15 protein-coding genes are annotated in these 13,137 nt (G+C 59.4%); 12 read left to right on the forward strand and 3 right to left on the reverse strand.

Translation table 11 applies throughout. From position 1 onward, the window contains the following. Positions 1-31: 31 nt before the first annotated feature. The gene (locus tag AC07SI_RS24500; RefSeq protein ID WP_495006662.1) at positions 32-949 is read right to left on the reverse strand and encodes a putative 2-dehydropantoate 2-reductase; all 918 of its coding nucleotides are present in this window, start codon (positions 947-949) and stop codon (positions 32-34) included. 123 nt (positions 950-1,072) lie between these two features. On the opposite strand from AC07SI_RS24500, the gene AC07SI_RS24505 reads away from it, so the two are divergent. Then, positions 1,073-1,558 carry a YajQ family cyclic di-GMP-binding protein gene (locus AC07SI_RS24505; RefSeq protein ID WP_003193880.1) on the forward strand — a complete coding sequence of 162 codons (486 nt, stop codon included), beginning with the start codon at positions 1,073-1,075 and terminating at the stop codon, positions 1,556-1,558. Positions 1,559-1,692: 134 nt separating this feature from the next. Next, the gene (locus tag AC07SI_RS24510) at positions 1,693-2,535 is read left to right on the forward strand and encodes a mechanosensitive ion channel family protein (protein ID WP_495006663.1); all 843 of its coding nucleotides are present in this window, start codon (positions 1,693-1,695) and stop codon (positions 2,533-2,535) included. Between the two features lie 186 nt (positions 2,536-2,721). On the opposite strand, the gene AC07SI_RS24515 is transcribed toward AC07SI_RS24510, so the two are convergent. Further along, complete coding sequence (locus tag AC07SI_RS24515; protein WP_495006664.1) at positions 2,722-4,020, reverse strand: OprD family porin; 1,299 nt, start codon at positions 4,018-4,020, stop codon at positions 2,722-2,724. Between the two features lie 741 nt (positions 4,021-4,761). Here AC07SI_RS24515 and AC07SI_RS24520 point away from each other — a divergent pair. Beyond that, positions 4,762-5,187: an HIT domain-containing protein gene (locus tag AC07SI_RS24520; protein ID WP_065908824.1), complete on the forward strand. Its 426-nt coding sequence runs from the start codon at positions 4,762-4,764 to the stop codon at positions 5,185-5,187. A gap of 3 nt (positions 5,188-5,190) precedes the next feature. Continuing rightward, positions 5,191-5,397 carry a SlyX family protein gene (locus AC07SI_RS24525; RefSeq protein WP_015885618.1) on the forward strand — a complete coding sequence of 69 codons (207 nt, stop codon included), beginning with the start codon at positions 5,191-5,193 and terminating at the stop codon, positions 5,395-5,397. Between the two features lie 70 nt (positions 5,398-5,467). Here the strand turns inward: AC07SI_RS24525 and AC07SI_RS24530 are convergent, their stop codons facing one another. After that, positions 5,468-6,070: a cold-shock protein gene (locus AC07SI_RS24530; protein WP_065908829.1), complete on the reverse strand. Its 603-nt coding sequence runs from the start codon at positions 6,068-6,070 to the stop codon at positions 5,468-5,470. Positions 6,071-6,500: 430 nt separating this feature from the next. Here AC07SI_RS24530 and AC07SI_RS24535 point away from each other — a divergent pair, with 430 nt between their 5' ends. The 8 genes from AC07SI_RS24535 (at position 6,501) to ruvB (ending at position 13,087) form a co-directional block, all read left to right on the forward strand. Beyond that, positions 6,501-6,974, forward strand: a complete 474-nt coding sequence (locus AC07SI_RS24535) for a Dps family protein (RefSeq protein WP_003193874.1) — start codon at positions 6,501-6,503, stop codon at positions 6,972-6,974. Between the two features lie 180 nt (positions 6,975-7,154). Then, entirely contained in the window at positions 7,155-7,496 is a 342-nt protein-coding gene (locus AC07SI_RS24540) for a ribbon-helix-helix domain-containing protein (protein WP_495006665.1), read from the forward strand. Between the two features lie 170 nt (positions 7,497-7,666). Next, positions 7,667-7,888: an FmdB family zinc ribbon protein gene (locus AC07SI_RS24545; RefSeq protein ID WP_048727052.1), complete on the forward strand. Its 222-nt coding sequence runs from the start codon at positions 7,667-7,669 to the stop codon at positions 7,886-7,888. A 107-nt stretch (positions 7,889-7,995) separates the two neighbouring features. Continuing rightward, positions 7,996-9,771 carry an aspartate--tRNA ligase gene (gene aspS, locus AC07SI_RS24550; RefSeq protein ID WP_056858570.1) on the forward strand — a complete coding sequence of 592 codons (1,776 nt, stop codon included), beginning with the start codon at positions 7,996-7,998 and terminating at the stop codon, positions 9,769-9,771. Between the two features lie 135 nt (positions 9,772-9,906). Further along, on the forward strand, positions 9,907-10,653 hold the full coding sequence (locus AC07SI_RS24555) for a YebC/PmpR family DNA-binding transcriptional regulator (protein WP_065908837.1): 747 nt from the start codon (positions 9,907-9,909) through the stop codon (positions 10,651-10,653). Between the two features lie 171 nt (positions 10,654-10,824). Beyond that, entirely contained in the window at positions 10,825-11,349 is a 525-nt protein-coding gene (gene ruvC / locus AC07SI_RS24560; RefSeq protein WP_065908840.1) for a crossover junction endodeoxyribonuclease RuvC, read from the forward strand. Between the two features lie 67 nt (positions 11,350-11,416). Continuing rightward, positions 11,417-12,028, forward strand: coding sequence for a Holliday junction branch migration protein RuvA (ruvA, locus tag AC07SI_RS24565; protein WP_025854761.1), 612 nt, complete (start codon positions 11,417-11,419; stop codon positions 12,026-12,028). Continuing rightward, on the forward strand, positions 12,029-13,087 hold the full coding sequence (gene ruvB, locus AC07SI_RS24570; RefSeq protein ID WP_065908846.1) for a Holliday junction branch migration DNA helicase RuvB: 1,059 nt from the start codon (positions 12,029-12,031) through the stop codon (positions 13,085-13,087). Positions 13,088-13,137: the final 50 nt, after the last annotated feature.

Below are 13,137 nucleotides of genomic sequence, written 5' to 3' on the forward strand. Positions count from 1 at the left end.
TGATAGACAGACGGGCAGGGTAGCGCGTGGCTCAGTCGCGGGGCAATCCGCGTGCAAGCAACTGGTCGACCAGGCGTACCTGCAGTTGTTGCACATGGGGCAGGTTCAACTGGTGACGTGTTGCCGCCTGGCAAGCATAGCCCAACAAAAAGCTGATTTCGGTACGGCGCCCGTTGGCCACGTCCTGGTACATGGAGGAGTAATTCGCGGCGGTGGCCTGGATCACGCGCTCGACTTCGTGCTGCAGGTCCAGCGCGGCAGCCGGTTGGCCGCAGCATTCGAGCAGTTCGCCGAGTTCGGCGCACAAGGTTGCGACTTCACATTGATGGCTCTGCAGTTCGCCGTTGCGGCACTGATACAGCACGGTCAGCGGGTTGATCGCGCAATTGAGCGCCAGTTTGCGCCACAGGCGCGTAAGAATGTCGGTGCTCCATTCGTGGGGGATGCCGGCAGCGTGCAGGTCATCCAGCCACAGCGGCGGGGTCGGCTGGCTCACGTCCCCCAGCCAGGTGTAGCCATGGCCGGCGAACACCACGCGCCAGTCGCCATCGCGGAACGCACCCTCGGTGCTGGAGGCAAAGATGCAGCGCGCCTGGGGCAGTTGCGCGGCCACCGCGTCCTGGCTGCCGAGGCCGTTCTGCAGCAGGATCAGCTCCGCGTCGGGTGCCAGTCGGTGCTGCAGCTGTGCGACGGCGCTCTGGGCGTCGTAGGCCTTGCACGCCACCAGCAGACGATGAATCGGCTCCGGACTTTGGGGCGTTTCTGCGCTGACCGGGTAGGTATGTGCTACGCCGTGTTCCACCAGGGTCAGCCCTTTGCTCGACTGATAGCTCGCCAGGCGTGCTTCATCACGCAGGATCAACCGCACGGGCACGCCGGCGCGCGCCAGTCGGGTGGCCCAGAGTGTGCCCAGGCTGCCGGCGCCGAGAATATGCCAGGTGGTCGACATCAGTTTTTGCTCCGTAGGATCGCTCACAGTGAACGGGACGAAAGAACCGCTATAATGCCCCGGCATTTTAGCTCGGGCGCGCTCCATCTCTACTGAGCCCGCCCCTTATATTGGAGATATGACATGCCTTCGTTCGACGTGGTATCCGAACTGGACAAACACGAAGTCACCAACGCCGTCGAGAACGCCGTCAAGGAGCTGGACCGTCGCTATGACTTGAAAGGCAAGGGCAGCTTCGAATTCAAGGAAAAGGAACTGACCGTCAACCTGACCGCTGAAGCCGATTTCCAGCTGGAAGCGATGATCGAGATCCTCAAGCTGGCCCTGGTCAAGCGCAAGATCGACGTGCAGTGCCTTGAAGTCAAGGACGCCTACGCCTCCGGCAAGCTGATGAAGCAGGAAGCCGTGCTCAAGGAAGGCATCGACAAGGAGCTGGCGAAGAAGATCGTTGCGCATATCAAGGATGCCAAGCTCAAAGTCCAGGCCGCCATTCAGGGCGAGCAGGTACGCGTTACTGGCAAGAAGCGTGATGACTTGCAAGAGGCGATTGCTGCCTTGCGTGCGAAAACCTTCGATATGCCGCTGCAGTTCAATAACTTCCGCGACTGATGGCCCCTTGGGGAACCTGCGGGGGATTTTGACGTCCCACGCCCCAGAACCTGCGCCTACTCTTGAGCCCTCCGGGGCTCAATTGCATTTTGGGCACTCACTACGCCGAACATCCGGTAACCAGGAGAATGTAGATGGATTTGAATGCTGAACTGGATCACTTGATCAAGACCTCGCAGTCTTGGATCCCGATGATTATGGAATACGGCAGCCGCGTGTTGCTGGCCGTGATCACCCTGGCCATCGGCTGGTGGCTGATCAACCGCCTGACCCACCGAGTGGGGCGCTTGCTGGCCATCCGTAACGCCGACCTGGCCTTGCAGCACTTCATCACCAGCCTGGCGAACATTGCGCTGAAGGTGATGCTGATTGTCAGCGTGGCTTCGATGATCGGCGTAGCGACCACCTCGTTCGTCGCCGCGATTGGTGCCGCTACCCTGGCCATCGGCCTGGCATTGCAAGGCAGCCTGGCGAACTTTGCCGGCGGCGTGCTGATCCTGTTGTTCCGCCCGTTCCGCATTGGTGACTGGATCGAAGCCCAAGGGACCTCGGGTACCGTCGACAGCATCCAGATCTTCCACACGGTGCTGCGGACCGGCGACAACAAGACGGTGATCGTCCCGAACGGCATCCTGTCCAACGGCATCATCACCAACACCAACCGTCAGCCAACCCGCAAGGTGGTGTTCGACGTGGGTGTGGACTATGACGCCGACCTGCAGAAAGCCCGTGAAGTGTTGCTGGAGCTGGCAAAAGATCCACGCGTACTGGCGGATCCGGCGGCGGCGGCCGTGGTGTCGACCCTGGGTGACAGCTCGATCACCGTGTCCCTGCGTTGCTGGACCAAGACCGCGGATTATTGGGACGTGGTGTTTATGCTTAATGAAATGGCACGCGACCGTTTGAAGGCGGCGAATATTGATATTCCGTTTCCACAGCGAGTTATTCGCGTGATGCAGGAAACGCAGACGAAGTAAGAGGGGGGGTTAACTTGGCCGAAAGGTCAGGTTAAACGTGTCAGCGTAATCTCGTTAGTTAGCTTGCTAGTTATTTGGTCGCTGTAACTGAACTGAAATAAAAAAGCCGCTCCCTTGCAAAGCAGGGGAGCGGCTTTTTTAGTTTAAGGCCGAAGCCTTAAGTCATCGTTGTAATTAAACCGACAATTACAAGATGTTCAGCGGGTATTGCGCGATCAGACGCAGTTCGTCGATCGAAGGCGAGCCGTAGTACACACCATCGCCGGAGCGATAAGTGGCTTGACGCAGACGCAAGCTCAGGTCTTTGGCTGGACCATTCTGGATCACGTATTTGGCTTCGATGTCGCGTTCCCACTCTTTGCCGTTCGAGGTGGTGGCGGTGTTGGCGCCGCTACCGGTTACGTAACGAGTCATGAAGCTCAGGCCAGGAATGCCGAAGGTTGCCATGTTGATGTCGTAACGCGCCTGGTAGGACTTCTCGCCTTCGGCGTTGAAGTCGGAACGAGCGATGGAGTTGGCCAGGAACACAGTGCCGCCGCCATCTACGCCGTAGCCGTAGTCGCCGTCGCCGGTGACTTTTTGGGCTGCCAGGGTGAAGGTGTGTGCACCGATGGTGTACGCACCCTGCAGGCTGAACGCGCGGTTGTCGAGCTTGGTGCGTTCTGCGAACGGCAGAGCGCTGTCCTTGTAAGCACGTTGCAGGCCTTCGCCCTCGCTCTTGGTGTCGTAGATGTTGAAGTCCAAGGCGAACGATTGGTCGTTGCTCAGGGCGTGGGTCCAGTTCAGGTTGCTGTAGTACTTACGGAAGTAATCTTCGGTTTTCGCGTAGTACAGGCTACCGGTGAACTCAGGAGTGAAAGAGTACACGCCGCCGACGAAGTCGGTTTTGGTCAGGCCCAGGCTGTCATGGTAGGTCTGGTTCTGAGCGATGCTGGAAGTGAAGTGACCGCCTTCCAGCTTCAGGCCCTTGATTTCGTTGCTGGTGATCGAGATACCTTGTGGCAGCTCTGGCAGCAAGCGGCTGTCGTCAGACGCGAATACAGGGGCTGTGGTGTACTGGTCACCGATTTTCAGGACAGTATCGGAGATACGGAATTTAACCGCGCCGCCGCCTTTGGAGTAGTCGTCTTGCGAGCGACCATCGGAACCGGTTGGGAACAGACCAGTGCCTGCGCGGCCTTTGCCGCTGTCGAGCTTGACGCCCAACAGGCCAATCACGTCAACACCGACACCGATGGTGCCTTGGGTGAAGCCCGATTGGTACAGGGCATTGAAGCCCAGGCCGGATTCTTCAGCGCGGCTCTGGGAGCCTGGGCCCGACGGGTTGTTGCGGAAGTCACGGCTGAAATACAGCGCGCGAGTATTAATGCTGAAAGTGCTGTCTTCAACAAAACCCTTGGCGTCGTCCTGGGAAGAGGCCATTGCGAACTGCGAGGTGCCTGCTGAAACAGCCAGGGCGATCATGCTCCACTTCATCACGCGCATCGTGATTTGCTCCTTTGGTTTAGGAAGAGTACTGCCGTCCCACCTGTATTTTTATCTGGGCGGCTCTTTCTTTTTTGTGTCGGCGCAAAGTTATATCACGCAGACTCTATTGACGATACTTGCCCATCTATCCTTTCAGCTTCTTTACGAGGCTGTCGTAAATTGCTATCTCCGTGTCGCAAATTCACAGTCCACCTGTAACCGGACTGACAACTTCAATACTGTTTTCAAACCCGTTTCAAAGTTTGAAGTCTTCCTTGATGCGTATTGAAACGCTTGTGTTTTTATCGCGAAACACCTGCTTCCAAACGGGTGCCGTTGCCGACGATGTGGGTGTGAATGCAACAAGCGTGCACAAAGCGGTAACCGAATGTCATTTTTTCGTGAAAAACGTTACGGCCGTGTAAAAACCGCATAAGCACGGGCTTTTTACGTCGTTTTGTTTGGCCTTGACGCTTTGGTGTCACACCTGTGAGAAGGCCCAAAAACAACCGGTCCGGGCAAAACGTTACCGGTTCACCCCCATGAGTGGGTAATCGGCGGATCCCTTTGATGCACAAGTGGGTCATTTTGGTGCATCCCGCTCAGGCCCGGATTAGCGTAGCTCAAATATTTGGCTGCCTCGAAAGGGTGCGTCTTTTTCTCCACTTGCATCGCGGCTCGCCGCATTCGCCGTGAAGCCTTGAGCATTCGAAGGTATGCTGGGCGTCTGAAATCGACCTGCAAAAACGGAGTGCCCGCGTGTTCGCCTTAGATCAACGCCTGCAACAAGACACACTGGCCATTGGGGACTTCCCGCTCTGCCGCCTGCTGCTGTCCAATGATTCCAACTACCCGTGGTTCATCCTGGTGCCACGCATCAACGGTATCAGTGAAGTGTTTCAACTGGATGTCGCCGACCAGCAGCGTCTATGGCAGGAAACCACGGCGTTGGCGCAGTTGCTCAATGAGGGCTTGAACGCCGATAAGATGAACATCGGCGCCCTCGGCAATGTGGTCAGCCAGTTGCACGTGCATGTGATCGTGCGCAAACGCGATGATGCCGCCTGGCCTGCGCCGGTATGGGGCAAGCATCCGGCGCAGCCTTATACTGCAGAGCAGGTCGCCGCTATCCGCACCCGCCTGCGCGAGCTGTTGCCCGCCGACTTCATCTTTACCCAGGGCTGAACCATGGACCTGCAAGACCGCGTCACCGACCTGGAAAGCCGCCTGGCCTTCCAGGACGACACCATCGAGACCCTCAATGACATCCTCGTCACCCAGCAGCGGGCCGTCGAACGCCTGCAGTTGCAGATGACCGCGCTGCTCAAGCGCCAGGAAGAAATGGGCGGGCAGTTCGAAACCTCGGAAGAAGAAGCGCCGCCGCCTCACTACTAAATAGCCGGCAATAAAAAACCGCGATCCAGTCAACGCTGGATCGCGGTTTTTTTTGCTGCGAAGGCTGGAATCAGCGACGCGGCAGGGCAGCGATCACGTCTTCGGCTTGCAGGCCTTTATCGCGATTCATCACGGAGAACTCCACGCGCTGGCCTTCCACCAGGACGCGATGGCCTTCACCGCGAATAGCCCGGAAGTGGACGAAGATATCGTCGCCCGAATCGCGGGAAATAAAGCCGAAGCCTTTGGACGTGTTGAACCACTTGACGGTACCGGTATCCCGATTGGTCATGTCATAAGTTTGCGACGCGGCCGCCGGGGACGAACGGTAGAAGCTGATGGCCAGGTGAAGAACGATGGCGACCACAGCAATCACCAGGCTGAGCAGGATGGCCGGGTGGCCGCCCACTTCAGGCATAGGTGCCAGGAGGGTGAGGGTTTGTACGACAACGGTCAGAACCAGCAGCGCGCTGACCAGGTTTTGCAGTTGATGACGAGTGCCTTTGTTCCAGTAAGGGATCACCGGTGCCAGCGTCAGGTTAAGAAGGCCGAACAAGGCCAGGTACAGAGCGTCGTGTTGTTCCAGGTAGGGAGGGCTTCCCTGTTGCAAGCTCGGTATAAAGGACAGCAGCAAAGCTGCAACGCCCGTTAGCAGGTGGACGATTTTCAACATTTTGATTAACTCACGTTAAGACGGATCACAAGGAAGAGCTGACTGGCACGGTTCGCTTCTGAACAATGGGAGGCGTTGGGCACGTGCGCGGGTATCAGCCTATGCCGGCTGCCGCGGAAATTAACGGCAGCGACACGCCGCCTATTTAACAGCAAAGGCTGTGCCTACTCAAATCAAGCATTTCCGGGTGTTGCAAGGGGCACGGCATTTCTGCGTCAAACGCTTGTCCTAGACAGGTGCAGGGTTTTCGAGCGGCGTGGAGGGAAGTTTTCCCGTTGCGTGTGAAGGCTTGCGCAGCACCGGCTGGCAGGTTACGCAGGGGCGATTTGCCGCACCTCACCTGGGCGTGTCGGGCTGCGCACCACCGGTACTCTTGCTAGAGTGGAGCTGCACCTGATCAATGAATGCTTGTCAATTGAAGGGGATAAACATGGCAATCGATATCGGTATCAGTGAAGAAGATCGTAAATCCATCGTCGACGGGCTTTCGCGACTGCTTTCCGATACCTATGTACTGTACCTGAAGACCCACAACTTCCATTGGAACGTCACGGGGCCGATGTTCCGTACGCTGCACTTGATGTTCGAAGAGCAGTACAACGAGCTGGCGCTGGCGGTGGACTCCATTGCCGAGCGTATCCGTGCCCTGGGCTTCCCGGCGCCGGGCGCCTATTCGATCTACGCGCGCCTGTCTTCGATCAAGGAAGAAGAAGGTGTGCCCAGTGCCGAAGAGATGATCAAGCAACTGGTGGCGGGTCAGGAAGCGGTCACGCGCACCGCGCGCGGTATCTTCCCGTTGCTGGACAAAGTCAGCGATGAACCGACTGCCGATCTGTTGACCCAGCGTATGCAGGTTCACGAAAAAACCGCGTGGATGCTGCGTTCCCTGCTCGAAAACCAGTAAACACCCGCCTTGAGTGGCGCCGTCCTGGCGCCGCTCGCTTGTTTCCGTGCATTTCCTGGCGTTGTCCTACGTCGATCAACTCCGCGTCTTCTGGCTGCCTGTCTCTGCCTGCTGTTTTATAGGGCCACTGCCCAATGGGAGAACCCGTGGGCTGCTGTTTGGCAATGGAGTGTCAGGTGTATGTCACGTGGAGTGGGTAACGGAGTAATGGAAACCGGTGGTTTTCACAGGATAACGATCGACCCCTTTGCGAAGGGGTTTGATATGGGGCTGGCCAAGCCATTGTCGCGGTCGGTGCGCCTCAATGGGTTTTCCACTTGCCTGCGACTTGAGCAGGTGTATTGGAACATCCTGGCGGAAATAGCCAGGATCAACGCCTGCTCGGTCAGTGCGTTGCTGTCTTATGTCGATCGGGAAGTGCACTTGCGCCATGGCGGGGTGAAGAACTTCAGCGGGTTGGTCAGGGTGGTGTGTGTCGTTCACGCCTTGAAAGACCGGGTGAGTACGCCGAACCCTGAGTAATCGGCCGGCGCCGGGGCTGGCCTGCCGTCGAGGTGGGCAGGGCCCTGGTCAGAAAGCCGGCTGCGCTGCCTCGATTTACCAGATATAATCCCGCGCTTTGCTGCGCATGCCGGGGCTTTATCCCTGGGGCAGGCGTGGCGCAGTAACGTTCTGATCGCCGAGACATCTCCATGCCCATGTACGACTATCAATGTGCTTCCTGTGGTCATCAGTTGGAAGCCATTCAGAAGATCAGCGCCGCGCCGCTGGTCGATTGCCCGGCCTGCAAGGCGCCAGAGCTCAAGAAGATGTTGTCCATGCCGGGCTTCCGCCTGAGCGGCAGCGGCTGGTACGAGACTGATTTCAAGACCGGCTCGAAGAAGAATCTGGCCGGCGGCGACAAAGCAGACTGAGTTGAACTCCATGCGCAGGCTCCTGCATTATCCGTCCCCTGCTTAAATGTACGGTGACGAGGCAGGCCTCCACCGAATTTCGAATTACGAGAAGTGAAACCACTACCATGATGCGCAGCCACTATTGCGGCCAACTGAACGAGACCCTGGATGGTCAGGAAATCACCCTTTGCGGATGGGTTCACCGTCGCCGCGACCACGGCGGGGTGATCTTCCTCGATATCCGTGATCGTGATGGTCTGGCCCAGGTGGTGTTCGACCCGGACCGCGCCGAGAGCTTCGCCGCCGCCGACCGCGTGCGCAGCGAGTACGTCGTCAAGATCACTGGCAAGGTTCGCCTGCGTCCGGCCGGTGCCGTGAACGCGAACATGGCCTCCGGCGCAATCGAAGTGCTGGGCTACGAGCTGGAAGTGCTGAACGAGTCGGAAACCCCGCCGTTCCCACTCAACGAATACTCCGACGTCGGCGAAGAAACCCGCCTGCGCTACCGCTTCCTGGACCTGCGTCGTCCGGAAATGGCCGAGAAGCTGCGCCTGCGTTCGCGCATGACCACCAGCATCCGCCGCTTCCTCGACGAAAACGGCTTCCTTGACGTCGAAACGCCAATCCTGACCCGGGCTACCCCGGAAGGTGCGCGTGACTACCTGGTGCCGAGCCGTACCCACGCGGGTTCGTTCTTCGCCCTGCCGCAATCGCCACAGCTGTTCAAGCAACTGCTGATGGTCGCCGGCTTCGACCGCTACTACCAGATCGCCAAGTGCTTCCGTGACGAAGACCTGCGCGCCGACCGCCAGCCGGAATTCACCCAGATCGACATCGAGACCAGCTTCCTCGATGAGAAAGAGATCATGGGCTTGACCGAGCAAATGATCCGCAACCTGTTCAAGGAAGTGCTGGACCTGGAGTTCGGCGAGTTCCCGCACATGACCTTCGAAGAAGCCATGCGCCGCTACGGTTCCGACAAGCCCGACCTGCGTATCCCGCTGGAACTGGTGGACGTTGCCGACCAGCTCAAGGAAGTCGACTTCAAGGTGTTCAGCGGCCCGGCCAACGACCCTAAATGCCGTATCGCCGCCCTGCGCGTGCCTGGCGGCGCGAGCATGCCGCGCAAGCAGATCGACGACTACACCAAGTTCGTCGGCATCTACGGCGCCAAGGGCCTGGCGTACATCAAGGTCAACGAGCGCGCCAATGGCGTTGACGGCCTGCAATCGCCGATCGTGAAAAACATTCCGCTGGACAACCTGAACGCGATCCTCGATCGCGTCGGCGCGGTCGACGGCGACATCGTGTTCTTCGGTGCCGACAAAGCCAAGATCGTCAGCGAAGCCCTGGGCGCGCTGCGGATCAAGCTGGGCCACGACCTGGACCTGCTGACCTGCAAGTGGGCACCGATGTGGGTTGTCGACTTCCCGATGTTCGAAGAGAACGACGACGGCAGCTTCAGCGCCTTGCACCACCCGTTCACTGCGCCGAAGTGCTCGCCTGAAGAGTTGGAGGCCAACCCGGCAGGCGCGTTGTCGCGCGCTTACGACATGGTGTTGAACGGCACCGAGCTGGGTGGCGGTTCGATCCGTATCCACCGCAAAGAGATGCAGCAAGCGGTGTTCCGCCTGTTGGGTATCAACGAAGCGGAACAGGAAGAGAAATTCGGCTTCCTGCTCGACGCCCTGAAATACGGCGCGCCGCCGCACGGTGGCCTGGCCTTCGGCCTGGACCGCCTGGTGATGCTGATGACCGGCGCCCAGTCGATCCGTGAAGTGATTGCCTTCCCGAAAACCCAGAGTGCTGCGGACGTCATGACCCAGGCTCCAGGTGTGGTGGATGCCAAGGCTCTGCGCGAATTGCACATCCGTCTGCGCGAGACGCCGAAGGCTGAGTAAGGCCGCTGCGTGAAAGCGCACTGAGGTTTACGCAGTCTAAAAAGGCGCATCTTCGGATGCGCCTTTGCGTTACAAGGGTTGTATCCCACCTGGGGTGGGGTTGATAAGGTTTCTACAGAATTTCGGAGTTGTGTTATGGCTGGCCATTCCAAGTGGGCGAACATCAAGCACCGCAAAGAGCGTCAGGATGCCAAGAAAGGCAAGATCTTCACCAAGTGGATCCGCGAGCTGACCGTCGCTGCCCGCCAGGGCGGCGGTGACCCAGGTTCCAACCCGCGCCTGCGCCTGGCGCTGGACAAGGCGCTGGGCGCCAACATGAGCCGCGACATCATTGATCGTGCGGTGGCCCGTGGCGCCGGTGCAGCCGATACCGACGACATGGTCGAGCTGACCTACGAAGGCTACGGCCCGGGCGGCGTGGCGGTCATGGTCGAGTGCATGACCGACAACCGCAACCGGACTGCTGCTGCCGTGCGCCATGCGTTCAGCAAGTGCGGCGGCAACCTGGGCACTGACGGCTCGGTGGCCTACCTGTTCGAGCGCAAGGGGCAGATCTCCTTCGCGCCAGGTGTGGACGAAGATGCGTTGATCGAGGCTGCCATGGAGGCGGATGCCGACGACGTGGTGAGCAACGAAGACGGCTCCATCGACGTGTTCACCTCCTTTGCTGGCTTCTATGCCGTGCGTAACGCGCTGGAAGCTGCTGGCTTCAAGGGCACCGACGCGGAAATCGTGATGTTGCCGACCACCAGCGCCGAGCTGGACCTGGACGGCGCGCAGAAAGTGTTGAAGCTGCTGGATATGCTCGAAGACCTGGATGACGTGCAGAACGTGTACTCCAACGCCGACATCCCTGAATCTGTAGCCGAACAGCTCTCTTAAGATCCAAGACAATCCAGTGTAGGCGCTGGCTTGCCTGCGAAAGCATCACCGCGGTGCCACTGACACACCGAGGCGCGCGCATCGCAGGCAAGCCAGCGCCCACAGGGTTCTATGCTGTTACACACGATGTGTGCCTGGCACATACCGCTGTAAATCCAACCCGCAGGCGTTATGACTTTAATCCTAGGTATCGACCCCGGCTCGCGCATCACCGGTTTTGGCGTGGTGCAGCAGACGCCACGTGGCTGCATCTACGTTGCATCGGGGTGCATTCGTACCGGTGCGGGCGAGCTGGCCGAGCGCTTGCAGATCGTCTATCGCGGCGTGCGTGAAGTGATCCAGACCTATGGGCCGGTGACCATGGGCATCGAAAAGGTCTTCATGGCCAAGAATGCCGACTCGGCCCTCAAGCTCGGCCAGGCCCGGGGCGCCGCCATCGTGGCCGGTGCGGAGGAGGGCATGGAAATCGCCGAATACACCGCGACCCAGGTCAAGCAGGCCGTGGTGGGTACCGGTGCGGCCAATAAAGAGCAGGTGCAGATGATGGTCATGCACATGCTCAAGCTCACCGCCAAGCCGCAGATCGACGCGTCGGACGCCCTGGCTATTGCGATTTGCCACGCGCATACCCGTTCCAGCCTGCTGCCCCACGGCCTCGGTACGGCACGCAGTCGTGGCGGGCGCCTGCGTCTCTGATAGCATCAGCGCAATCGTTATTTCCGGTCAGGCCATGCTCTGACCCCAAGCTTTAAGGATCTGAACCGTGATTGGACGCTTGCGCGGCACCCTGGCTGAAAAACAGCCGCCGCACCTGATTCTGGATGTAAACGGGCTGGGGTATGAGCTGGAAGTGCCCATGACCACCCTGTATCGCCTACCGTCGGTCGGTGAGCCGCTGACGCTGCACACCCATCTGGTGGTACGCGAAGACGCGCAACTACTCTATGGTTTCATCGGCAAGCGCGACCGCGATTTCTTCCGCGAGCTGATTCGCCTCAATGGCGTGGGACCGAAACTGGCCCTGGCATTGATGTCGAGCCTGGAAGTGGATGAGCTGGTGCGTGCCGTTTCAGCCCAGGACACCTCGGCGCTGACCAAGGTCCCGGGGGTCGGCAAGAAGACGGCCGAGCGCCTGCTGGTGGAGCTCAAGGACCGCTTTAAAGCCTGGGAAGTGGTGCCGAGCATGTTTGCCCTGGTGCCGAACCAACCGGATATGCCGGCGGGCCAGGTCGCCAGCGCCGAAAGTGATGCGGTCAGCGCACTGATTTCCCTGGGCTACAAGCCGCAGGAAGCCAGCAAGGCCGTATCGGCCATCAAGGACAAGAACCTGAGCAGTGAAGACATGATCCGCCGCGCCCTGAAGGGAATGATTTAAGTGATTGAAGCTGATCGTCTGATCGCGGCCACTGGCCCCCGTGACCGTGAAGAAATCCAGGACCGCGCCATCCGCCCCCTGAGCCTGGCCGACTATATCGGCCAGCCCACCGTGCGCGAGCAGATGGAGCTGTTCATCCAGGCAGCGCGCGGGCGCAGCGAGTCCCTGGACCACACCTTGATCTTCGGCCCGCCGGGGCTTGGCAAGACCACCCTGGCCAACATCATTGCCCAGGAAATGGGCGTGTCGATCAAGTCCACCTCCGGCCCGGTGCTGGAGCGCCCAGGCGACCTGGCGGCATTGCTGACCAATCTTGAGCCCCACGATGTGCTGTTCATCGACGAGATTCACCGGCTGTCGCCGATCGTCGAGGAAGTGCTGTACCCCGCGATGGAGGACTTCCAGCTCGACATCATGATCGGCGAAGGCCCGGCAGCTCGCTCGATCAAGCTCGACCTGCCGCCGTTCACACTGGTCGGCGCGACCACCCGTGCCGGGATGCTGACCAACCCGCTGCGAGACCGTTTCGGCATTGTTCAACGTCTGGAGTTCTATAGCACCGCAGACCTGGCGACCATTGTCAGCCGTTCGGCGAGCATTCTCGGCCTGCCGCTGGACCCGGAAGGCGCGTTTGAAATCGCCCGCAGGGCCCGCGGCACGCCACGGATCGCCAACCGCCTGCTGCGCCGCGTGCGTGACTTTGCCGAAGTGCGTGCCAAGGGGCATATCACCAAGGCCGTTGCCGACCTGGCCTTGAACCTGCTGGATGTGGACGAGCATGGCTTCGATCACCAGGACCGGCGTCTACTCTTGACCATGATCGAGAAGTTCGACGGTGGCCCGGTGGGGGTCGACAGCCTGGCGGCGGCCATCAGTGAAGAGCGCCACACCATCGAGGATGTGCTGGAGCCGTACCTGATCCAGCAGGGCTACATCATGCGTACGCCGAGGGGCCGGGTGGTGACGCGGCATGCGTATCTGCACTTCGGGTTAAACATTCCGTCACGATTGGGTGAGATGCCTGTGGTAGACGAATTCCTCGATGCAGTGGACGATTAAAAGCTTCACGCAAGTCGATTTATTCGATGTTTGTGCTGTCCTAGTGGCTG

This window comes from Pseudomonas sp. GW821-FHT05D12 (assembly GCF_059419825.1).